The sequence below is a fragment of the Pedobacter ginsenosidimutans genome (assembly GCF_001442625.1).
In the GTDB taxonomy this organism is placed as follows: domain Bacteria; phylum Bacteroidota; class Bacteroidia; order Sphingobacteriales; family Sphingobacteriaceae; genus Pedobacter; species Pedobacter ginsenosidimutans.
Genome location: NZ_LMZQ01000019.1, coordinates 21378 through 45865, shown reverse-complemented (window position 1 = coordinate 45865; position 24488 = coordinate 21378). Strand labels below are relative to the sequence as shown.

Sequence of the window (24488 nt, the reverse complement as noted above, 5' to 3'; positions counted from 1 at the left end):
GAAAATGAATTACAAAAATACTTATATACAAAAGATCGGGATGCTGACCATTTGCTCCTCTCTTTTAGTAATGTCTGCATGTAAAAAAAGTTTTTTAGATGTAGATCCACAAGCAAAACAACCAGCAGTAACCTTCTGGAAAACCGCTGATGATGCAACTGCTGCAGTAAATTCTATTTATGGTAACTTAAGAAATTGGGCAAACACTGCTTTTCCTGCTCTTGCAATCGAAAGTATAGGGAGCGATGAAGCCGAAAAAGGCAGTAGCCCGAACGATTCGAGTTATATGAATGAATATGATCAGTTTACAGCTTCTTCTACTACCATTCAATTAAATGGTTTTTGGGAAGGCCAGTATCAGAATATTAATTTGTGCAACCAGGTATTGGATAACGTTCCGGGGATAAGTATGGATGCCAGCCTTAAGGCACGTTACTTGGCAGAAGCAAAATTTGTTCGCGCCTATTCTTATTTCAGATTGGTACGTGCATTTGGAGACATTCCTTTACGCTTAAATGTGCCTAAAGATCCATCTGAATTTAACATTCCAAGAACGCCTAAAGCACAGGTATATGCAGCGATTGAAAAAGATTTAGATGAAGCTGCAGCAGCATTACCTCAATCCTATCCTGCTGCCGATTTAGGCAGGGCAACTAAAGGTGCAGCGTTAGCACTTCATGCTAAAGTGGCAATGTATCTTAAAAAATGGGATCAAGTATTGTCACTTACCAATACCGTTATGACTTTAGGATATGATTTATACCCTAATTTCGAACAAGGTTTTCGTTTAAATCACGAGAACAATATTGAATCTGTTTTCGAGATCCAATGTGAACTTTTGTTGAACAACAAAGACGCATCTAACTCACAATATAGCCAGGTACAGGGTGCTAGAGGAAATACTCCTGATACAGGTTGGGGCTTTAATGTACCAACTGCAGCATTAGAATCGGCTTACGAAGCTGGCGATGTACGTCGTGATGCAACTATCCTTTACAGAGGTGAAACTACTCCAGAAGGTGATGCTATTTCTAATACTGCTGATAATCCAATGTATAATCAAAAAGCTTATGTACCATTTAATAAAATTATTACCGGTTTTAATCAGGGAGCTGATCAAAACGTAAGAGTAATGCGTTTTGCAGAGGTCTTATTAATGAATGCTGAGGCTGCAAACGAACAGGGAAACCCTACGCTTGCTAAGACCTCTTTAAACAGGGTACGAGCTCGTGCCAGAGGTGGTGCTGCAGGCGTTGTGCCGGATGTAACCACATCAGATAAAGATGCGTTACGTCAAGCCATCTGGAAAGAAAGATTTGTTGAATTGGCTATGGAATCTGACCGTTATTTTGATGTGATCCGTCAAGGACGTGCTACAACCGTTTTTGGCCCTAAAGGATGGAAAGCTGGTAAAAACGAAGTTTGGCCAATCCCTTCGCAGGAGATTGAAAAAAGTGCAGGAACAATCACACAAAATCCTGGTTATTAATTGCTAACTTTTATAGAAAAGAAATGAAAACAAAATATTTTTTATTGATGGCAGCTGTAACTTTAGGGTTATCCTCTTGCCAGAAAAAATTTGATCCATCGAGTTATGCACCAGCATTAAATATCGGTGGCTATACCAGCGCAAAACAAATTGCACCAAGTAATCTTGTTTCCTATTTTGCATTTGATGGCGGCTTGATTGACAGTGCTTCTAACACTACCGGTGTAAATACGGGTACAACATTTGGAACAGGTATAAAAAAACAATCGTTACAAGGTGCCTTAAATAGTTACGTACTAGCAACACCGTCAAATAAGGTTGCTGCTTTAAAAAGTTTTACCGTAAGTGAATGGTTTAATAGCCCAGCGCCAAGCACCGGCATTATCGGATTATTTACCTTAGCCAATACCACTCAATTTTGGGGTAATATTGAAATCTTTATCGAAAATGGAAGTACAGCAACTGATGGTAAATTAAGAATACACCTAAATCAAGGTGGGTCAGATAAAGAATATCAGGTAAATGGTGTTCAAAATCTATTTGGCAAATGGGTAAACTTAACAGTTTCTTACGATCAAACAACTTCTACTGTTAAAGTTTATATCAATGGTTCTAGAGTAGCAGCGATCGCTTCTACCGCTACGGGCCCTCTTGCGTTTACCAATACAGGAAAATTTGTTTTTGGTACCGTTCAATTCCAAACTACCCCAAGTCAAACGACTGGAACAACCAAACAGGATTGGGCCAGCTTTTTAACCGGACAGATTGATGAAGTTAGACTTTTTGATAAAGCCTTAACAGATGCAGAAGTAAGCGCACTTTCTATTTTAGAAGGTAGAGGAAAATAATCCTTTTCCAACGCTTGAGAAAGGCAATTAATAATAAAGGGTTGTCAGTAATGGCAGCCCTTTTTAACCATGTGTAATGACAAAAATCTTCCCATATTTTTTAATTCTTGTTCTTTTTGTAACAGCCTGCAAAAAAAGCGACACACCCGCACCAGTTGATCCACCTGTTACACCAACATCTTTCGCTTTTAGCGATTTAAAGGTAAACGACGCTTACAGTGGCTTTACCTATTATGGCCTAAACAATAGTCCAATTATCAAAATAACATTCTCATCACCGATCAATTCCACTTCTATAAGTGGTAATGTTACCCTTACCGATGCCTCTGGAAATCCAGCCACATTCACTTCCAAATTAGAGAACAACGATAATACGGTTGTAATTACCGCTACGGCATTGCAGCCCATTACTAAATATATTTTAAACATTAATAACAATTTATCATCAAAAACCGGTGGCAAACTTCAATCGGCAGTTGCTGTAAACCTGATCACTGCTGTAGATGATGCAGATAAATTTGCCCGCATCAGTGACGATGACCTTTTAACTTTAGTTCAAAAGCAGACCTTTAAATATTTCTGGGATTTTGCACATCCAACCAGTGGCCTAGCCAGGGAAAGAAATACATCTGGTAATACTGTAACTTCAGGTGGATCGGGTTTTGGGATCATGGCCTTGGTTACAGGTATCAGCAGGAATTTCATCAGCAGGGCCGATGGGTTGACGAGGATCCAAAAGATGGTATCCTTTTTAAAAACTGCCGATCGCTTTCATGGCGCCTATCCACATTGGCTGGATGGAAATACCGGAAAAGTAATTCCGTTCAGTAACAAAGATAATGGTGGCGACCTTGTTGAGACTTCATTTTTAATGGCAGGCCTAATCACAGCCCGTCAATATTTTAATGGAACTGATGCAGCAGAAACTGCATTACGAGCTGATATTAATACCATTTATAACGGCGTAGAATGGAGCTGGTACAGAAAAGATAACAGTAATACACTTTATTGGCATTGGAGCCCTAATTATAATTGGGACATGAACCTGCCGATTAAAGGCTGGAACGAGTGCTTAATCACTTATGTGATGGCTTCAGCCTCTCCTACTTATTCGATCCCTAAAACTGTTTATGATATCGGATGGGCTCAAAACGGCACTATGAAAAATGGGAACACCTATTATGGTGTACAACTTCCTTTAGGCACAGCCAATGGTGGGCCATTATTTTTTTCGCACTATTCTTTCTTGGGCATCAATCCAACAGGTTTAAGTGATGCTTACGCAAATTACGAAACACAGACTAAAGCGCACACGCAGATTAATTATAATTATTGCAAAGCCAATCCACTCGGGAACTATGGTTATGGCGAAAATTGCTGGGGTTTAACGGCAAGTGATATCCCTAACGGATATACTGCAAGTGCACCGAACAATGATGTTGGTGTAATTGCCCCTACCGCAGCCTTATCATCTTTTCCATATACACCAACAGAATCAATGCAGGCGCTAAAATATTTTTATTATAAACTGGGCAACAAAACCTGGGGAGATTATGGTTTTTACGATGCTTTCTCCCTAAAAGATCAATGGTTTGCTTCTTCTACTCTGGCGATAGATCAGGGACCAATAATAGTAATGATCGAAAATTATAGAACCAAATTAATCTGGAACTTATTTATGTCGGCCCCTGAAGTTAAAACAGGCATGAAAAATCTTGGTTTTAGCAGCCCCAATCTTTAACATTATACATCAGCAATGAAATTTATATTCCGAAACTTCCTCTTATTATCATTTACTCTTTTTACGCTATCATCGTGTGCACAGCGTGAAAAACAAACATACAATCCCGATCTGAAGATCAAAAAAAACCTTTCCGATATTGAACTATTAGATCTGGTCCAAAAACAGACTTTCCAATATTTTTGGGATGGAGCTGAACCCACATCAGGTGCTGGTAGAGAACGCTTTCATGTGGATAACGTGTACCCGGAAAATGATAAGAATACAGTGGCAACTGGCGCAACTGGATTCGGCTTAATGGCTATTTTAAGCGGTATTGATAGAGGTTATGTAACAAAAAAAGAAGGATTAGACCGTTTAAACAAAATACTGGATTTCCTTTCCAAAGCCGATCGTTTTCATGGTGCATGGTCGCATTGGATAAATGGCGAAACAGGAAAAGTACGCTCATTTGGAAAAAAAGACAATGGGGGTGATTTAGTTGAGACTTCTTTTGTTGCACAGGCCTTAATCTGCATCACCGAGTATTATAAAAATGGAACTGATCCCGAAAAAGCTTTGGCAAAAAAAGCTGATGAACTTTGGAAGGGTATCGATTTTAATTGGTTCCGCAATGGACAAAACGTATTGTACTGGCATTGGTCGCCAGAGTACAATTGGGAAATGAACTTTCCCGTTAAAGGTTACAACGAATGTTTGATTATGTACGTTATGGCTGCCTCATCCCCTACGCATGGTGTTCCTGCAGCGGTTTATCATGAAGGCTGGGCAAGAAACGGGCAGATTAAAACTAATTTCAACTTTTATGGTCATCCTTTTACACTTGATTATCAAGGTCAGAAAAATTCAGTAGGTCCATTATTTTGGGCACACTACTCTTATTTGGGTTTAAACCCGAAAGGATTGAAAGACCGTTATGCCGATTATTGGGAAAACAATGTAAACCATACCCTTGCCATACACGATTACTGCGTAGCCAACCCTAAGAAATTTAAAGGTTACGGCGAAAATAACTGGGGTTTAACAGCCAGTTATTCGGTAGAAGGTTATGCAGCACATAACCCTCAGGAAGATTTTGGCGTAATCTCTCCTACGGCCGCTATATCATCTATCCCGTACACACCAAAAGAATCGATGAAGGTAATCAGAAACCTTTACGAAAACCTGGGCGATAAGGTTTGGGGCAAATATGGCTTTTATGATGCCTTTTCAGAGCAGGACAACTGGTATCCAAAAAGATATTTGGGGATCGATCAGGGGCCAATGGTGGTGATGATCGAAAACTACAGATCAGGACTACTTTGGAAGCTTTTTATGAGAAACAAAGATGTTCAAGCTGGCTTAACAAAATTAGATTTCCAGTTTAAGCCATAGTATTCAATAGTATATAAATGTTTAGCCATCATATATTTCAAATTAAATCTACAGAACCATGAAAAGAGTAATTTTAATATTAACAGCAATGATAGGGTTTGTAATCCTAAATTCAAGCTTTACGGCAATATCAAGCGCTAAACATAAAACCATAAAAACTAAGTTTGCTAACATCGATGTTACAGCCACAAATTCAACCAGCGATGGTGTGTATGTTAGACTAGAAAACAATACCAGTGGTGGTGTTTATTCTTTCTTTATCCCACCAAACTCGCCGAGCGGAACAGTAATCGGACAAATACCAGAAAACGGAGACATTTACACGGTAAAATTAACTTCAACAGGTGGCGCACATGATATGTGGGTTTACTGGGAGCATCAATCGCACGTTACCGGATTAAGCGTTAGCGGAATGGCCATTGGCTGTTCGAGCTGTGCACGAATAAACATTTTTAATTAACCCCATACGAATAATGGCTAAACATTTATTCAAAATATTTTTAATTTCATTACTGTTCTGCGGTACTTATGCTGCATATGCTCAGCAAAAGACGTATTGCAACCCAATCAATATAGATTATGGTTACACACCTTTCGAATCTTTTACCGAATGGGGGAAACACCGTGCCACTGCCGATCCGGTGATCGTAAATTATAAAGGCGATTTCTATCTTTTCAGCACCAACCAATGGGGTTATTGGCATAGCGCCGATATGCTAAACTGGAAATTTCACGAAAGAAAGTTTCTTCGTCCATGGAATAAGACAAAAGATGAATTATGTGCACCAGGTGTAGGCATTGTTGGCGATACCATGGTCGTTTTCGGCAGCACCTATACTAAAAATTTCACTTTATGGGGAAGTACCGATCCCAAAGGGAATAAATGGTTTCCATTAGTGGACTCACTGGAGATTGGTGGCTGGGATCCATCCTTTTTTACCGATGACGATGGCAAATTTTACATGTATAACGGAAGCAGCAACAATTACCCCATGTACGGGGTAGAATTAGACCGCAAAACTTTTCAGCCCAAAGGTACACGCATGCCAATGTACCTGCTTCAAAGCTGGCGATATGGCTGGCAGCGTTTTGGCGAATATATGGACGATACTTTTCTGGATCCTTTTGCGGAAGGCGCATGGATGACCAAACATAATGGCAAATATTATTTTCAATACGGGGCTCCCGGAACAGAATTTAGCGGTTATTCTGATGGAGTAGTAGTTGGAACCAAGCCTTTGTTTTATGATAGTCCATCTACCCCGCAATCTGATCCTTTGAGTTATAAAGGCGGTGGATTTTCGCGTGGTGCAGGCCATGGCGCAACCTTTCAGGATAACAGCAAAAACTACTGGCACATTTCAACCAGCATTATCTGTGTAAAAAACACCTGGGAGCGCAGAATGGGTATCTGGCCAACAGGTTTTGATAAAGACGATGTGATGTGGACCAATACTGCCTTTGGAGACTATCCGCTCTATTTACCTTCCGAAAGAAAAGAAGGTGGCCCTGCTGGCCCGGGCTGGATGCTCATTAACTATAAAAAACCCGTTACTGTTTCTTCAACTTTAGGAAGCTTTAATGCCAATAATGCTGTTGATGAAAGCATCAAGACTTATTGGAGCGCAAAAACTGCAAACAAAGGAGAATGGATCCAGACTGATCTGGGGAACCTTGCAACCGTTAATGCCATACAAATTAACTATGCTGATCAGGACGCCGAATTTATCGGCAAACAAACAGGGATTTACCATCAGTACAAAATTCTTTCCTCAACTGATGGAAAAAAATGGACAACTCTGGTTGATAAAAGCCAGAATAAAACCGATGTTCCTCATGATTATATCGAACTCCAAAAACCGGTAAAAACCAGGTTTATCAAAATGATAAACATCCACATGCCTACCGGAAAATTTGCCATTAGTGGCTTGCGTGTTTTCGGTAATGGAAATGGAGAAAAACCAACAACAGTTAAAAACCTGATTGTATTGAGAACAGAAAAAGATAAACGTAGCGCCTACATCAAATGGGAGCCTGTTGATAATGCATTTGCCTATAATCTTTACTACGGTACTGCACCAGATAAGCTGTATAACTGCATTATGATCCACGATTTTAACGAATATTGGTTCAAGGCAATGGACAGCCAGAAGGCCTATTATTTTTCTATCGAAGCGATAAATGAGAATGGTGTATCGGTAAAAACCGAGGTAAAGAAAGTTGATTAAAATAAATGCTCACGCTCGTTTGTAACGAGTGTGAAAATAACTAATCGCTCTTAGCGATTAATGTTAATACGATAAAATCGTAAAACCATTTAGGCACTCGTTGGAAACGAGCGCCAGCTAATAAAAGAATAAAACACACATATAATGAAGAGAGTGAATATCCTGGTTGTTTTTTTAACCCTGCTTGTACTGAACGGATCAGCGCAAACCAAAAAACCTGTTTCGACAGAAGATGCAAAGATGAATACCTTCATCAGCAACCTCATGGCGAAAATGACCGTTGATGAAAAAATTGGTCAATTGAATCTGCCAAGTTCTGGCGATATCACCACCGGACAGGCCAATAGTAGCGACATTTCAAAAAAAATAAGAGATGGACAGGTTGGTGGTTTATTTAACATTAAAGGAGTAGATAAGATAAAGGCAGTTCAAAAGATTGCAGTAGAAAACAGTCGAATGAAAATTCCTTTGCTTTTTGGAATGGATGTGATCCACGGTTACAACACCGTTTTCCCAATTCCATTAGGAATGAGTTGCGTTTGGGACATGAATGCCGTACAAAAATCGGCAAGGGTTGCTGCAATAGAAGCCAGTGCAAGTGGAATTAACTGGACCTTCTCTCCTATGGTTGATATTTCGAGAGACCCACGTTGGGGCCGTATCTCAGAAGGAAGCGGAGAGGATGCTTATTTAGGTTCGCAGATTGCTGCAGCCATGGTGAAAGGTTATCAGGGTAAAATTCAGGCCAATAACGAAATTTTAGCCTGCGTAAAACACTATGCCCTTTATGGTGCTGCCGAAGCGGGTAGAGATTATAATACCACCGACATGAGCAAAGTGCGCATGTACAACGAATATTTCCCACCATACAAAGCCGCAGTTGACGCTGGAGCAGCCAGTATCATGGCTTCTTTTAACGAGGTTGACGGCATTCCTGCTACGGGAAGCAAATGGTTAATGACCGATGTTTTACGTAACCAATGGGGTTTTAAAGGGTTCGTTGTAACTGATTATACGGGTATCCCTGAAATGATTGCCCACGGCATGGGAGATTTACAAACTGTTTCTGCCCTAGCTTTAAATGCTGGCATTGATATGGATATGGTGGGCGAAGGCTTTTTAGGTACTTTAAAAAAATCATTGACAGAGAAAAAAGTTGGCATCGCACAAATAGACAGGGCCTGCCGATTAGTGCTTCAGGCAAAATACAAATTGGGTTTATTTGCTGATCCTTATAAATTCTGTAATGCAGAAAGAGCAGAAAAAGAGGTTTTTAGCCCGGCTAATCGTCAGGTTGCACGCGAAATTGCAGCTGAAAGCTTTGTATTACTAAAAAATAACAATAATGTACTTCCATTAAAAAAATCAGGTACAATTGGTTTAATCGGTCCATTGGCAGATAATACGGCCAATATGTATGGTACATGGAGTGTTGCAGCTCTTTTTGATAAATCGGTAACGGTACTTCAAGGTTTAAAAAATGTTTTGGGTGATAAGGCGAAAATTTTAACCGCACGTGGCGCTAATTTTTTAGCAGATTCTGCTATGGAACACCGTTATGTTAACATCCACAACCCTACTTACAAACGCGATCCACGAACCGAAGCTGAAATGATCAGGGAGGCTCTAGAAGTTGCAAAAAAATCAGACGTTATTGTGGCTACCATTGGTGAAGGTTCTGAATTTACCGGCGAAAGCAGCAGTGTAACCGATATCCAGATTCCTGAAACGCAAAAAAACCTGTTAAAAGCATTGGCTAAAACTGGTAAACCAGTGGTATTAGTGTTATTTACCGGCAGACCATTGGCATTAAACTGGGAGCAGGAAAATATTCCTTCCATTTTAAATGTTTGGTTCCCGGGTAGTGAAGCAGGAAATGCAATTGCCGATGTACTTTTTGGCGATGTTAATCCTTCGGGTAAATTGAGTGCAACTTTTCCTCAAAATGTGGGTCAGGTACCTTTGTACTATGCACATAAAAACACCGGTAGACCGTTGGCAGAGGGTAAATGGTTCGAAAAATTCCGTTCCAATTATTTAGATGTAAGCAACGATCCTTTATATCCATTCGGTTTTGGCCTGAGCTATACCACGTTTAATTACAGCGATATTAAATTAAGTTCAAATACCTTAACCAAGGGGAAAACGATCACAGCATCGGTTACTTTAAGCAATACAGGTAAATATGAGGGTAAAGAGGTCGTTCAATTGTACATTCAAGATCTTGTTGGAAGCATTACCCGTCCGGTTAAAGAGCTAAAAGGCTTTCAGAAGGTGAATTTAAATGCCGGAGAAAGTAAAACCGTCACTTTTAATATTTCGGAGAACGATCTTAAGTTTTACAATGCTGACTTAAAATTCGTGGCCGAACCTGGCGATTTTAAAGTATTTATCGGAACAAATTCACGCGATGTAAAAGAATCATCTTTTACACTGAAATAAAGACAATTAGGTTTGGTTATGAACCCTGTGCTATTGCAAAGTAGCCAGGGTTTTCTATTTTTGTTAAATGAAACCATCATAATTTATCAAAAAACACGTGGTAATAACAAATTATGATAGCTTCATTACCATTAAAAACACATTAAACAGATGAAAAAGATTATTCTAACTACCTGCATTCTTTTTTCTGTACTCTTTTTAAACGCTCAAGACTTAAAAAAATACGACAAGGGAAGCTATATCAAAGGAAAGGACTCTATTTACTACAGAATCCTGTTTCCCGAGAATTTTAATCCTGACCAAAAATATCCGATCATATTTTTTCTGCATGGAAGCGGAGAAAGAGGTAACGATAATGCAAGTCAACTGGTACACGGTGGAAAATTGTTCTTAAAAAACGATCTACGCAAAAATTTCCCTGCTATTGTTGTTTTCCCACAATGCCCATCAAACGATTTTTGGGCAAATGCCAATTTTGAGAAAGATGCCAAAGGTAAAAGAAGGATCAGTTTTGTCGAAGGCGGCAAACCAACCAAAATTATGCATGCGCTACAAGGCATGGTTAAAAACTTCCTTAATAAACCTTATATAAACAAAGAGCAGGTGTATGTGGGCGGTTTATCAATGGGAGCAATGGGTACTTATGAGCTGTTAAGAAGAGAGCGCCGCAAATTTGCCGCTGCCATTGCTATTTGTGGCGGAGACAATACCAACAATATTAAAAAATATCAAAAAATTCCACTTTGGATTTTTCATGGGGCAAAAGATGATGTAGTTGATCCGGTTTTTTCGATTGCCATAGCCGAACGCTTGAAAACGGTTGGCGATGAAGTGAAGTTTACCCTTTACCCAAATGCCAACCACAATAGCTGGGATAGCGCCTTTGCTGAACCAGAGTTATTGCCGTGGCTGTTTTCACATAAAAAATAAGATCAAAACCGCAGTTTCCTCTCGATCGTCACCCTGACCTGTAGCGAAGCGGAAAGCTACGCAGGTAATTTATTCAGGGTCCCTGCTAAATAGATACTGACCACGTAGTAGCTACAAGACAACTAAAAACACTATTTATACTTGTAAAACAAGTTCAGCATGACGACCAAATACAGAAAAAGGTCCTGACGATAAAACCAGGACCTTTTCTATACATATTCTAATTGATATTATTCTGCCATATTATGGTAAACCGCCTGCACATCATCATCTTCCTCCAACTTATCGATCAATTTCAAAACATCAGCTGCCTGCTCTTCTGTTACCTCATGGTGAGATAAAGCAATACGCTCTAGTTTTGAGCTCTTTAACTCAATGCCTTTTTCCTCTAAAGCTTTTTGTAAAGATCCAAAGTTTTCGAAAGCACCTTGGGCAACAGCGATATCGTTGCCTTCTTCATCAGCCTCTACGTACAATTCTTCTAAACCAGCATCAATTAGTTCAAACTCTAACTCTTCTAAGTCTAAACCTTCAGCCGGTACAAAACGGAAAACAGATTTGCGGTTAAAAACGAAATCTAACGATCCGGTTTTACCCAAAGAACCATCCGTTTTGTTAAAATAACTACGAACGTTTGCTACGGTACGGTTGGTATTATCAGTAGCCGTTTCAATTAAAACTGCAACACCGTGCGGCGCATAACCTTCATATACAATTTCTTCGTAATTGGCCATCGATTTATCAGAAGCGCGCTTAATTGCAGCCTCTACCCTATCTTTTGGCATATTTACCGCTTTTGCATTTTGCATAGCCGTACGTAAGCGCGAGTTGGTTTCCGGATGAGGTCCAGACTCCTTAACTGCCATTACAATATCTTTACCAATACGCGTAAACTGAACCGCCATTTTGGCCCAACGCTTAAATTTTCTCTCTTTTCTAAATTCGAATGCTCTTCCCATTTTTCGAGTATTGAGATATAAGATTTGAGATAGGAGACCTTATGCCTTCAACCTTTCAACCCTCTACCTTTATATTATTTTTTTAAATTATTCAACATGTCAATTGTCAGTTTCGATAAATCGAACTCTGGTTTCCATCCCCAATCTTTTGCAGCATAGTTATCGTCGATAGAACGTGGCCAGCTATTTGCAATTTGCTGACGGGGATCATTAGCGGCGTAAGATAATGTAAAATCTGGAATATGTTTTCTGATTTCTGCAGCCAAAACCTCCGGAGTAAAACTTACCCCACCAAAATTATAACTGCTACGCACAGAAATCTGATCTGCTGGTGCATCCATTAGTTCGATGGTTCCACGGATGGCATCATCCATATACATCATTGGCAGCTCGGTTTCTGCATTTAAGAAACTCTGGTAACTGCCTTTTTTCAAAGCATCGTGAAAAATATGGATCGCATAATCTGTTGTACCACCACCTGGAGCAGCTTTCCAGCTGATTAATCCTGGATAACGGATACTCCTCACATCTAATCCGTATTTTTGGTTGTAATATTCGCACCAGCGCTCCCCCGCCAGTTTACTAATTCCATAAACGGTATTCGGATCCATTACGCAATATTGTGAGGTATTATCTTTTGGCGAATTCGGACCAAATACAGCAATAGAACTTGGCCAATATACTTTTGCCGTTTTATATTCTAAAGCTAAATCTAAAACATTCAGCAAGCCGTTCATATTTAAGTCCCAGGCTAATTTTGGATTTTGTTCACCTGTAGCGGATAATAAAGCCGCTAAAAGGTAAACCTGTGTTGGTTTGTATTTATGAAAAATACCATTGATCATTTCCTTATCAAGCACATTCACAAATTCAAACGGTGCAGAGTTTTTGATGTCGTAATCTGGTCTGCGAATATCGCATGCAACCACATGATCATCACCATATATTTTACGTAACATGGTTACCAACTCGGTACCAATTTGCCCGTTAGAGCCTAAAACAACAATTTTTTCTTGCATAATTTTTTTGAGATTGAGCAAAGGTAAAAAAATGAGATAAAAGGCGATAAAATATTTATACTTAGTGTATAGAATAGAGTTAATGTTTAAACTCGTAATCGGTTAATTGTATAAACTAGTTAACTGTAAACCGCAAGCTGAATCGGTTATGTGTAAATTGCAAACTGTTAAACTGACATTGCAGCTTTAAAACTTTCCAGCCTCCCACCCCTCACCTTAAAACTTTTCAATATTTTAAGCAACTTAAAAGGCAAAGCAAAATAAATTATTACATTTACTATACCTATCTGCATAACCAAATAAAGAAATGACTCACGCTGAGCCTGAAAAATCTGATGATTTACTTGATCGCTTAAAACTGGGTGATAAGCAGGCTTACGAAAAAATATATTTCACCTATAGTAATGAGCTTTTATTAGCAGCTTACAAAAAAACCGGCGACAAGGTAATTGCTGAAGAACTGGTGCAGAACATCTTTATTTCCCTCTGGGAAAAGCGACAGGAAGCAGTGATCAATAACCTCCAGGCCTATTTGTTCGGAGCCTTGAAGTTAAGTGTAATCAACCACGTCAGGAGCCTGGTTATGGAGAATAAGTACATGGAGTACCAAACCCTAACCTATTCTGAAAACCATCAGGATACCACAAACCTGGTTGATCTTCACGATCTATCTTCAATCATTGAAGAAGGTATCAATTCCCTTCCAGAAAAAACACAGGAAGTTTTCAGGCTGAGCCGGTATCAACACCAATCTACTAAAGATATTTCTGCTGGTTTAAATATCTCCGAAAAAGCTGTAGAGTACCATATCACCCGCTCAATTAAAAGAATTAAAGAATATATTAAAAATTTTTACATCTTTTTATAGCTGACTACCAGTCAATTGCAAATTATTTCAGGTTTTTTATCTCCTACCTTTAGGGGTTCGCTCTCGTTGCGTTACTTGTATAGTATAGAGCCAAATATTCTTTCTTATGGACCAGAAATCATTTTACGATTTACTAAGCCGTTACGAAAACGGAAATTGTACCGAAGCCGAAAAACTTTGGGTAGATAAATGGTATCATAATTTAAACAGCAGGAATTTTAAAGACCTATCGTCAACCGCACTCGAAGAAATGCAGGCCAATACCTGGCTAAACATCAATAATATTGAACGCAAATCTACAACAGCGCTTAAGGTTAAAAGGCTTTGGCCAAAGTTTGCAGTAGCAGCAGCTATATTGGTTGCCTTTTTTATAGCTGGATTATATTTAATGCGCTACAACCATGCTGAACAATCTTTTATTGATGAAAATGAAGGCTTAAACTTAATCAGCAAAACTAATGATACTGATCATTCCATCGTTATAGCGCTTAGCGATGAAAGCACAGCAACACTTAAACCGCAGGCCAATATTATTTATCCAAAGGTTTTTGCTGCCAATAAAAGAATGGTTTATTTAAAAGGAACAGCTTTCTTTTCGGTAAGTAAAAACCCTAAGCGGCCGTTTTATGTCTATAATCAAAAACTGGTTGTACGTGTTTTGGGTACCAGCTTTTGGGTAAAATCGTCAACAGATAAACTTCCCGCCCAAGTTGCGGTAAGGACCGGAAAAGTTCAGGTAGAGGAAAATCAAAAAAATTCGCTATTTACTTTCGCTAAAGAAAAACTGGCTAAACCAATTCTGCTTACGCCAAATCAAAAAGGTGTTTTTTCCGATCATCAGTTAAATAAAACATTGGTAAGCAGACCTATTCCATTGGCCGAAGCTTATAACATACCCACTAGCTTGAGTTACAACTTTAAAGAAGAAAGCATTAAAGAAATTTTCAAAACCTTATCTGAAGCTTATGGGATAGAGATAAAATCGGATAATGAGCAGATTTCGACCTATACTTTTACCGGAGATCTAAGTAAAAAAGGGCTATATGAGCAGCTCGACCTGATCTGTGGAACCATATCAAGCAAATATTACATCCAGGGAACCACCATTGTGGTTTCCAATAAAAACTAACCAAATATACAAACATGATGAAGAAGAACCACAACACCAACAGCCCATAACCGCGGCTCCATTTTCCATAATATTTTTCTAAAAAACAAAGCCGACAATGTGGGGCATTGCCGGCGAGTTAAATACATCAGAAATGTATTCATGGTATTTCTATGTCCAATAAATCCAATCATTTAATGAACAATAACCAAATTTATGAAAAAAAATCAACTTATTTCGCTGGCGATATATGCAATGAGAGTTTCGATTTACCAAATACTTGCAATAATAATTTTTACTTGTGGTGCTTTTGCCAAAAATGTCGACGCACAAGATTTTCTGAACAAATCAATTTCGATTAAAGCCGATCAAACAGATATTAAAACCATTATAGAAAAAACAGAACACCTAGCCAATGTTAAATTTGTTTACAGCCCACAATTAATAAACTCCAACCGTAAAGTTTCTATTAATGTGGTTAACCAAAAACTTAAATACTTTCTTGAGAATTCGCTAAAACGTTATGACGTGGGATATAGGATAGTTAAAGATCAGATTCTGCTCTATTCTATTCCCGCCAATAACAACCTCGAACTACTAAAAGCGTTTGAAGGCATTGTTACCGGAAAAGTAACCGACAGTAAAGGGAATGCCATCCCTGGGGTATCAGTTACCGTTAAAGGAAAATCAATCGGGACCACAACCGACGAAAATGGGGCTTTTGCTTTAAAAGGCCTAACTGTTGATAGCCGTGTAATCGTGGTGAGATACGTAGGTTTCATTTCTAAAGAAGTAAACCTATCACCTGGCAATGCCGACGAAAACCTGAGTATCAGCCTATCAGAAGATAACCTACAATTGGAAAGTGTGATGGTAACCGGTGGTAATCCAAAGAAAAAATTAGAAAGCAGTGTGGCCTTAACCTCAGTGAGTAATAAAGATATCACCAACCGGGCACCATTAAACAGTACCGATTTATTAAAAGCTATACCAGGTTTAACGGTAGAAAGCACAGGTGGCGACGGTCCGGGAAATGTTTGGGTAAGGGGCTTTCCGCAGCAGGGCGGATATATCTTTCTGGGCATACAGGAAGATGGGTTACCGCTTTTACCAACAGGTTTCAACACCAACCCATCTGTAGATCAATATTATAAAACAGATCTGACTATCCAGAACATAGAAGCCATCAGAGGCGGTAACGCCTCAATTGTTCAGGCCAATACACCAGGCGCAGTGGTAAATAACATCAGCTATGTTGGTGCAGATAAACAATATGGTCAATTTAAGTTTACAACAGGTTTTTCGCAAGGCCTGTACCGTGTTGATGGCAACACCGGAGGCAAAATAAACAACCAGATTAAATACAATATAGGTGGTTTTTACCGTACCGATAACGGTGTGGTAGATCAAGGTTTTAAGCCAGCTAACGAGGGCGGACAGATTAAAGGGAACATGACTTTTAATTTTAAGAACAATAAAGGCTTTTTCAGGGTGTATGGTAAATACCTGAATGATAAAGTTCAGTTCTTACTAACGAGTTATTACCCTTACGATGGTACCGGGAAACCAACTACTTACCGCGATTATGATATGGCTTCTCAATCGATTACGCCAATTCAAACAGAATGGAGTTATAACGATCCGGCAACAGGAAGCCATAATTTTAGTTTAACAGATGGAATCCACACTAAATTGGGATCGGGTGGTTTTCAGTTCAACTACCTAACCGACAGTGGCTGGCAGATTGTTAACAATTTCCGTTATCAAAATACCCATACCAATTCTACCTATACTGCCCCTGCGGGAATTGTAGCAAGAACAGCAGCAACACCTTATTACTATCCCGGCGGTTCAGTGGCACCTTTCGTAGCAGGAGATTATGTAATTACCTCTAATGCACAAGGACAAATTAATAGTGATGTTCAGATTGTTGATTACCTGGATCTAAGAAAGAAAGTGAAAAATCACAGTCTTAACATCGGATTGGGCATCCACCAGTATAACCGGGATGATTTACGTTATGCTTTCCGTTCATTTACCGAATTTAAAGAGCAACCTAGCATTTTATTACAATCACCAACAGCTGCAGAGCGCACCATCCAAACCAAAAACACTTTTATTGGCGATACAAGAACCCTATCTGTATATGCTGGAGACGAGATTAAAATATCTGAAAAATGGCGTTTAGATATTGGTGCCAGGATTGATAATCAAAATGTTAAAGGCGACAGACCTTATTATGCGTTAAATGCAGATGGTACGGTTAATACAACCGCCAGTGCAAACCCCAATATCTTAGGCTACACGCATTATGATGAAACTTTAACCAACTGGGCAGCGTCAGTAGGGGCAAATTACAAAATAAACACTACATCAAGTATTTTTGCAAGGGCTACAAAAGCTTACAACGCACCAAACATTGGCGACTATAATGCATCAGCCTATAACGCCGTAAACATTAAAAAGCGTCCGGTTTATTTAGGCGAAGTAGGTTTTAAATATGCTAAAAACAACCTGGCCATTTTCGCATCTGGAAGTTATTCGGCAATCAAAAACACATCATTAACCATTAATGTTCCAACAGTTGCATCAGGTTTACAGGCATTGGTGGCATTTGGTTCTACACGTACCTGGAGTGCCGAGTATGAAGTTTCTTACAAAATAGCTAAACCATTAAGTTTACGTTTAACCGGAACATTACAAGACTCCAAATACACCGATTACGAAGCAAACACAAGCAACAATGCCGCTGTTGCAGCTGAATTCGGCAATCGGATCTATAGCTTCACCGGCAAAAGAACAGAACGTGTTCCTGTACTCAACACCGAACTTGGCGCCAATTACGACTACAAAAACTTTAACCTATATGTAGCAGCAAATTATGTAGGCAGCCGCTTCACCTCTCCCAGCGATAGCTATAAACTACCTGCTTATGTAGTAATGAAAGCCGGGGCAGGATATAATTTTACTAAAAAGATTTCAATAAGATTTTGGGCAGACAACTTGTTAAATGCAAAAGTGCTGACAGAGGGCGATGTTCGCGGAGATCAGTTCAGAGATTTCTCAACCATAACCCCTGGCACATTAATGATTGGCAGAACATTACTTCAACGTACCTTCTGGGGATCATTAGCTTATTCATTCTAACAAATAAAACCGGAGTTTACGCTCCGGTTTTTTTAATTCTAAAACATCATGACAACAAGAAGATCATTTTTACAAAAGGTAAGCCTTGCTAGTGCAGCAGCTTTTTTAAGTCCATCATTAGTTACAACAGCTTTAGCTGAATCTGCTAAAGTTTCAAAAATCGGAATCGGACTTTTCACTTTAAGGGAGCAGTTAACTGCAGATGTAAAAGCCACAATAGAACAGGTAGCTAAAATCGGTTACAGTCAGGTAGAAACCTACTATGGTTATCCCGGCAAGTACGAAGTGAAAGGTTTTTGGGGTTTAGAAGCAAAAGACTTTAATACCTTATTAAAAGCAAATGGCCTCACCTCTCCTAGCGGCCATTATAATGTGACTGAGTTTTTATCCTCAGGAGACGATAAAGTGCTAAAATCGCATATCGAAACCGCAGCCACCACTGGCCAGAAATATTTCGTTATCCCAGCTTTGCCTACCGATATCAGGGCCAATGGAACATTAGATGATTACAAGCGCATGGCCTTAAAATTTAACCAGGCGGCTGAGCTTTGCCAAAAGTCAGGATTGAAATTAGCTTACCACAACCATAACTTCGAATTTAAAGATCAGGGCAACGGGGCTACAGGCTACGAAATCCTGCTCGCTGAAACCGATGCCAAGCTGGTAGGTTTTGAACTCGATATCTTTTGGGCGGTAAATGCAGGTTTAAACCCTATTGATATGTTCAAAAAAAACCCAGGCCGTTATAAAATGTTCCATGTTAAGGATATGGATAAAGCAGACAAAGCCGTTTTCGTAGAAGTGGGTTCTGGCAGGATAGATTTCAAGCGCATTTTTGCTGCTTCTAAATTGGCTGGAGTAGATTATTTTTTTACAGAACAGGACATCATCAAGAAAGCACCTTATGAGAGTATAGCTGAAAGCTATAACTACATCAAAAAAAATCTACTTTAAGCAGATTTTCTCCTTAAAAAATCGGTGTTTTTAAATTTATTAGTAAATAATATGCTTACCTATACTAAATGTACTTTTTACACCAAGTAAAATCGACACAAAAACACGGTTTAAACTACAGTAGAGTGGCAAAAAACAATTTATTTAGAACAATTCTACTCAGTAACAATCACATTGCATACCGATAATTTAACTTAAAAAAGTTATTCTTTCCGTTATATTTTTTCTAATATTACTAATTCAACACATAAGTAACCAATATATAAAATCATAAATACGATGCACAGAAGAGAAGCACTCAAAAACGTTGCATTTTTGCTGGGAGGAGCAATCTCAGCAAGTACAATGGGCGTTTTATTTGAAAGTTTTACGCTACCGGAAAACGAAAAGAACTTTGTCCTCTATTCACTGGAAGACGAAAAAATTTTTGCTGAATTCGCTGATATTATTGTTCCAACTACCAAATCATCTGCTGGCGCTAAGGCTGCAGGTTTAGGGAAGTTTATTCCGATGATGATGAAAGATTGTTATCCTGCCAGCATGCAAACCTCATTTGCACAAGGTTTTAAAGATCTTCAGGCTAAATCAATGAAAGATTTCGGAAAAAGTTATATCACCTTAACACCAGCCGATCGTAAAAAACTAATGATCGATTTAAGGGCAATCGCGCTTGCCCAAAAAGCGAGCAAATCAGAAGAGAATAAAGATTTAGCTTACTTTTTTATTACCGCAAGAGATTTAACCCTTCTTGGTTATTATTCTTCAGAAATTGGTTGTACCAAAGCACGCGAATATGTGCTTATTCCAGGCCGATATGATGGCAATGCGCCATTAAAACCAGGTCAAAAATCTTGGGCAACCTAATTTCTAAAACAACTACAAAACATCATGAATTTAAATACAAATTTAAAAGCAGAAAATACTTACGATGCTATTGTTATAGGATCGGGAATTAGCGGTGGCTGGGCTGCCAAAGAACTTACAGAAAAGGGCTTACGCGTGTTGATGCTCGAAAGAGGAATGAACATTGAGCACATTACCGGTTACGAAACTGCAATGAAAAATCCATGGGATTTTAAACATGCCGGAAAACTTACCGAAGAGCAAAAACGCACTCACCCCGTACAAAAAAGAGATTATCCTTACCAGGAAGCAAATGAAAAATGGTGGGTAAATGATTTAGAGTGTCCATATACGGAAGATAAACGTTTCGATTGGTACCGTGGTTTCCACGTGGGTGGAAAATCGTTAATGTGGGGCCGCCAAAGTTATCGTTTAAGCGATCATAACTTTGAAGATAATGCAAAAGATGGACACGGAAGCGATTGGCCTGTTCGTTATGCAGAACTTTCACCATGGTACGATTATGCAGAACGTTTTGCGGGGATCAGTGGTTCAAAAGAAAACTGGCCTACCTGCCCTGACGGGCAATTTTTACCGCCAATGGATTTAAACATTGTAGAAAAATCGGTTAAAGCACGTATCGAAGAGCACTATAAAAGAGAACGCATTATGATGATTGGCCGTGTTGCCAATCTTACCGTTCCACATAAAGGCCGTGGCAATTGCCAGTACAGAAATTTATGTAGCCGGGGCTGTCCGTTTGGCGCTTATTTCAGTACTCAGTCTTCTACCCTTCCTGCGGCAATGGCAACTAAACGTTTAACGTTAAGACCATACTCTATCGTAAATCATATTATTTATGATAAAGACACTAAAAAAGCTAAAGGTGTAATGGTTATTGATGCAGAAACCAACAAAACGATGGAATTTTATGCTAAAATCGTTTTTGTAAATGGTTCTACACTAGGTTCAACCTTCGTTTTATTAAACTCTACATCAGAAGCACATCCAAATGGATTGGGTAATGGAAGTGGTCAGTTAGGCCACAATTTAATGGATCACCATTTCCGTTGCGGAGCATCTGGAGAGGCTGAAGGCTTTGACGATAAATACACATACGGCCGCCGTGCAAACGGAATCTATGTACCTAGATATCAAAATATTGGAAACGATAAACGCGACTACCTGCGTGGTTTCGGTTATCAGGGCGGTGCAAGCAGAGCAAATTGGCAAGATGATGTTGCTGAATTGTCTTTCGGAGCAGATTTAAAACAAAAAATGACCACTCCAGGCAAATGGTCTATGGGCTTGGGCGGTTTCGGAGAGATGTTACCGTATTACGAAAACAAGGTATACATCGATAAAACCAAAAAAGACAAATGGGGACAACCCGTATTGGCTATCGATTGCGAGTACAAAGAGAACGAGAAAAAAATGCGTGTGGATATGATGAATGATGCCGCCGAAATGTTAGAAAAGGCTGGCATGAAAAACATCAAAACATTTGATAATGGCTGTTATCCAGGCATGGCCATCCACGAAATGGGTACCGCAAGAATGGGTAATGATCCAAAAACTTCTGTACTGAATAAGTGGAACCAGATGCACGAAGTAAATAATGTTTTCGTAACTGATGGATCTTGTATGCCATCAATCGCTTGCCAAAACCCATCGTTAACATTTATGGCTTTAACTGCCCGTGCATGTGATTATGCTGTAAAAGAATTAAAGAAAAAGAACATCTAGACAAGGTAAAAGGCGTAAGGTTTAAGGTATAAGGGAAATTGCCCTAAGCCTTACACCTTACGCCTCACACCTTTTATAAAAATGAAAAGAAAATTAAGAATGGGCATGATAGGCGGTGGAAAAGACGCTTTTATCGGTGCCGTACACCGTTTGGCAGCCAATATGGATGGCCTTATTGAATTATCTGCCGGAGCTTTAAGTGTAAATCCTGAAATTGGATACGAATCTGGAAAACTACTTTTTCTTCCGGATAACAGAATCTACACCAATTACGAAGAAATGCTGACAAGGGAAAGTGAATTGCCAGCAGATGAAAGAATTGACTTTGTAACCATCGTTACCCCAAACTTTGCTCACTTTGCTCCTGCAATGATGGCTTTGGATAAGGGTTTTAACGTGGTGATTGAAAAACCAATTACTTTAACTTTGGAAGAAGCAAAACAGCTAAAAGCTAAAGTAGAAGAAACTGGCTTAACACTATGTTTAACGCATACCTACTCGGGTTACCCAATGGTTAAACAGGCCAAACAAATGGTTAGCGAAGGTGCTTTAGGCGCAATCAGAAAAATCATCGTCGAATATCCTCAAGGCTGGTTAAGCACCTTATCAGAACGCGAAGGAAATGCACAGGCAGCCTGGCGTACCGATCCATCTAAAACCGGAAAAAGCGGCAGCATGGGCGATATCGGTACACATGCCGCTCATTTAGCAGAGTATATTTCTGGTTTAAAAATTACTAAAATCTGTGCTGATTTAAGTATTGTTGTTCCAGGCAGAGCTATTGATGATGATGGAAACGTATTGTTAAAATTCGATAATGGTGCCAATGGTGTTCTTGTGGCTTCGCAAATTGCTGCCGGAGAAGAAAATGCATTAAAAATTAAAGTTTATGGCGAAAAAGGTGGCATGGAATGGCACCAAATGGAACCGAACACCCTAATTGTGAAATGGTTAAATGCCCCTGCTCAAATTTACAGAACAGGCAATGGTTATATGGGTAGTTTTGCTCAGCACAATACCCGCACTCCTGGTGGTCACCCGGAAGGTTACTTAGAAGCATTTGCAAATATTTATAAAAACTTTGCATTAACAGTAGATGCGAAGTTGAATAACCAGCAACCTACTGCTGAAATGTTAGACTTTCCAAGTACTGAAGATGGAATTAGAGGAATGGCATTTATCGAAAATGTAGTGGCCTCTAGCCAATCAGACCAAAAGTGGTTAGACTATAAATTATAACAATCAAGCATGACAACGATAAAAGGACCAGCAGTATTTTTAGCACAATTTATAAGTGATGAAGCCCCATTTAACTCCCTAGACAGTATTTGTAAATGGGCAGCAGGTTTAGGCTTTAAAGGCATTCAGATGCCAACCTTAGATACAAGATTTATCGATCTTCAAAAAGCTGCCGAAAGCAAAACCTATGCAGATGAACTAAAAGGAAAAATCGCTTCTTATGGCTTAGAAATTACTGAACTTTCTACACACTTACAAGGTCAATTGGTTGCGGTACACCCTGCTTACGATGATCTTTTTGATGCCTTTGCACCAAAAGAAGTACACAAAAACCCAAAAGCAAGAACAGAATGGGCTGTGCAGCAAATGAAATATGCAGCTAAAGCTTCTCAAAACTTAGGTTTAAATGCACATGCTACCTTTAGTGGTTCATTATTGTGGCAATATTTCCATCCCTGGCCACAACGCCCGGCAGGATTGGTTGAAGAAGGTTTTGCTGAATTGGCAAAACGCTGGACACCAATTTTAAACGAATTTGACCAATGTGGCGTTGATGTTTGCTACGAAATACATCCAGGCGAAGATTTATTTGATGGCGAAACCTATGAAATGTTCCTCGCTGCAGTAAATAATCATCCTCGGGCATGCTTATTGTATGATCCATCACACTTTGTGTTGCAACAATTGGATTACATTCAATACATCGATTTTTACCACGAACGCATAAAAGCCTTCCACGTTAAAGATGCAGAATTTAACCCTACAGGCAAACAAGGCACTTTTGGTGGATACCAGAGTTGGGCAAACCGAGCCGGTCGTTACCGCTCACCAGGTGATGGTCAGGTTGATTTTAAAACCATTTTTAGTAAATTGGCGCAATATGATTTTAAAGGTTGGGCCGTTATGGAATGGGAATGCTGTATCAAAAACCAGCAAGATGGTGCCCGCGAAGGCGCAGAATTTATCAAAAAGAACATCATTAATGTAACCGATAAAGCATTTGATGATTTTGCAGCATCGGGTAGTGATAGCGCTTTCAATAAAAGAATATTAGGATTACAAGATTAACACAACACACACAAAAAATGAAAACCTGCATAAGCAACAACAAATAAATATTACCGCTTATGCAAGCTTGAATGCAGTTAAAAACAACACACATGAAAAAAACATTTTTAATTTTAGGCGCCGTAGTCATTTTTATGGCATCGTTTTCAAAAGCCGATTTAACGAGAGAGAAGACCGTAGTTGCAACCGCAACATTAGCAAGCCATGCCTTGCAATCAAATCCAGGAGAAAAACTGATCAATAAATCAGACTGTCTGGGTTGCCATAACAAGACCAACAAAATTATTGGTCCTGCATATGTAGAAATTGCAAAAAAATATCCGGCTACCGAGAAAAACATCAACATGTTAGCCGATAAGATTATCAAAGGTGGAACCGGAGTTTGGGGCAATATGCCGATGACTGCTCACGCTACCCTGAAAAAAGACGATGCAAAATTAATGGTAAAGTATATCTTATCTTTAAAGAAAAAATAATCGACCTCA

General features: G+C 39.2%; 19 protein-coding genes. 17 read left to right on the top strand and 2 right to left on the bottom strand.

Translation table 11 applies throughout. The features are described 5' to 3' along the window. Positions 1–4: 4 nt before the first annotated feature. The 8 genes from ASU31_RS19690 to ASU31_RS19655 all read left to right on the top strand — a co-directional run bounded on the left by ASU31_RS19690 (position 5) and on the right by ASU31_RS19655 (position 11052). Positions 5–1489 carry a RagB/SusD family nutrient uptake outer membrane protein gene (locus tag ASU31_RS19690; RefSeq protein WP_057933991.1) on the top strand — a complete coding sequence of 495 codons (1485 nt, stop codon included), beginning with the start codon at positions 5–7 and terminating at the stop codon, positions 1487–1489. 23 nt (positions 1490–1512) lie between these two features. Beyond that, complete coding sequence (locus ASU31_RS19685) at positions 1513–2337, top strand: LamG domain-containing protein (protein WP_057933990.1); 825 nt, start codon at positions 1513–1515, stop codon at positions 2335–2337. A 76-nt stretch (positions 2338–2413) separates the two neighbouring features. Then, the gene (locus tag ASU31_RS19680) at positions 2414–4078 is read left to right on the top strand and encodes a glucoamylase family protein (protein WP_057933989.1); all 1665 of its coding nucleotides are present in this window, start codon (positions 2414–2416) and stop codon (positions 4076–4078) included. A 15-nt stretch (positions 4079–4093) separates the two neighbouring features. After that, positions 4094–5452, top strand: a complete 1359-nt coding sequence (locus tag ASU31_RS19675) for a glucoamylase family protein (protein WP_057933988.1) — start codon at positions 4094–4096, stop codon at positions 5450–5452. 58 nt (positions 5453–5510) lie between these two features. Next, entirely contained in the window at positions 5511–5912 is a 402-nt protein-coding gene (locus tag ASU31_RS19670; protein WP_057933987.1) for a hypothetical protein, read from the top strand. 13 nt (positions 5913–5925) lie between these two features. Further along, complete coding sequence (locus tag ASU31_RS19665) at positions 5926–7680, top strand: discoidin domain-containing protein (RefSeq protein ID WP_057933986.1); 1755 nt, start codon at positions 5926–5928, stop codon at positions 7678–7680. Positions 7681–7824: 144 nt separating this feature from the next. After that, the gene (gene bglX, locus ASU31_RS19660; protein ID WP_057933985.1) at positions 7825–10122 is read left to right on the top strand and encodes a beta-glucosidase BglX; all 2298 of its coding nucleotides are present in this window, start codon (positions 7825–7827) and stop codon (positions 10120–10122) included. Between the two features lie 150 nt (positions 10123–10272). Further along, complete coding sequence (locus ASU31_RS19655; protein ID WP_057933984.1) at positions 10273–11052, top strand: carboxylesterase family protein; 780 nt, start codon at positions 10273–10275, stop codon at positions 11050–11052. 230 nt (positions 11053–11282) lie between these two features. On the opposite strand, the gene ASU31_RS19650 is transcribed toward ASU31_RS19655, so the two are convergent. Then, positions 11283–12011 carry a YebC/PmpR family DNA-binding transcriptional regulator gene (locus ASU31_RS19650; protein WP_029274031.1) on the bottom strand — a complete coding sequence of 243 codons (729 nt, stop codon included), beginning with the start codon at positions 12009–12011 and terminating at the stop codon, positions 11283–11285. A gap of 74 nt (positions 12012–12085) precedes the next feature. Beyond that, positions 12086–13030: an NAD-dependent epimerase/dehydratase family protein gene (locus ASU31_RS19645; protein WP_057933983.1), complete on the bottom strand. Its 945-nt coding sequence runs from the start codon at positions 13028–13030 to the stop codon at positions 12086–12088. 307 nt (positions 13031–13337) lie between these two features. Here ASU31_RS19645 and ASU31_RS19640 point away from each other — a divergent pair, with 307 nt between their 5' ends. The 9 genes from ASU31_RS19640 (at position 13338) to ASU31_RS19600 (ending at position 24479) form a co-directional block, all read left to right on the top strand. Continuing rightward, the gene (locus tag ASU31_RS19640; protein WP_057933982.1) at positions 13338–13898 is read left to right on the top strand and encodes a sigma-70 family RNA polymerase sigma factor; all 561 of its coding nucleotides are present in this window, start codon (positions 13338–13340) and stop codon (positions 13896–13898) included. Positions 13899–14004: 106 nt separating this feature from the next. Continuing rightward, entirely contained in the window at positions 14005–15027 is a 1023-nt protein-coding gene (locus tag ASU31_RS19635) for a FecR family protein (RefSeq protein WP_057933981.1), read from the top strand. A 195-nt stretch (positions 15028–15222) separates the two neighbouring features. Further along, complete coding sequence (locus ASU31_RS19630) at positions 15223–18153, top strand: TonB-dependent receptor domain-containing protein (RefSeq protein ID WP_057933980.1); 2931 nt, start codon at positions 15223–15225, stop codon at positions 18151–18153. Between the two features lie 48 nt (positions 18154–18201). Continuing rightward, positions 18202–19107 (top strand): TIM barrel protein, encoded by a 906-nt coding sequence (locus ASU31_RS19625; RefSeq protein ID WP_057933979.1) that lies wholly within the window; start codon positions 18202–18204, stop codon positions 19105–19107. A gap of 279 nt (positions 19108–19386) precedes the next feature. Beyond that, positions 19387–19971 (top strand): gluconate 2-dehydrogenase subunit 3 family protein, encoded by a 585-nt coding sequence (locus ASU31_RS19620; RefSeq protein ID WP_057933978.1) that lies wholly within the window; start codon positions 19387–19389, stop codon positions 19969–19971. Positions 19972–19995: 24 nt separating this feature from the next. Next, positions 19996–21696 carry a GMC oxidoreductase gene (locus ASU31_RS19615; RefSeq protein WP_209435025.1) on the top strand — a complete coding sequence of 567 codons (1701 nt, stop codon included), beginning with the start codon at positions 19996–19998 and terminating at the stop codon, positions 21694–21696. Between the two features lie 81 nt (positions 21697–21777). Then, positions 21778–22935, top strand: a complete 1158-nt coding sequence (locus tag ASU31_RS19610) for a Gfo/Idh/MocA family protein (protein ID WP_057933976.1) — start codon at positions 21778–21780, stop codon at positions 22933–22935. 9 nt (positions 22936–22944) lie between these two features. Then, positions 22945–24003, top strand: a complete 1059-nt coding sequence (locus ASU31_RS19605; protein WP_057933975.1) for a sugar phosphate isomerase/epimerase family protein — start codon at positions 22945–22947, stop codon at positions 24001–24003. A gap of 92 nt (positions 24004–24095) precedes the next feature. After that, complete coding sequence (locus tag ASU31_RS19600; protein ID WP_057933998.1) at positions 24096–24479, top strand: c-type cytochrome; 384 nt, start codon at positions 24096–24098, stop codon at positions 24477–24479. The last annotated feature ends 9 nt before the right edge of the window (positions 24480–24488 follow it).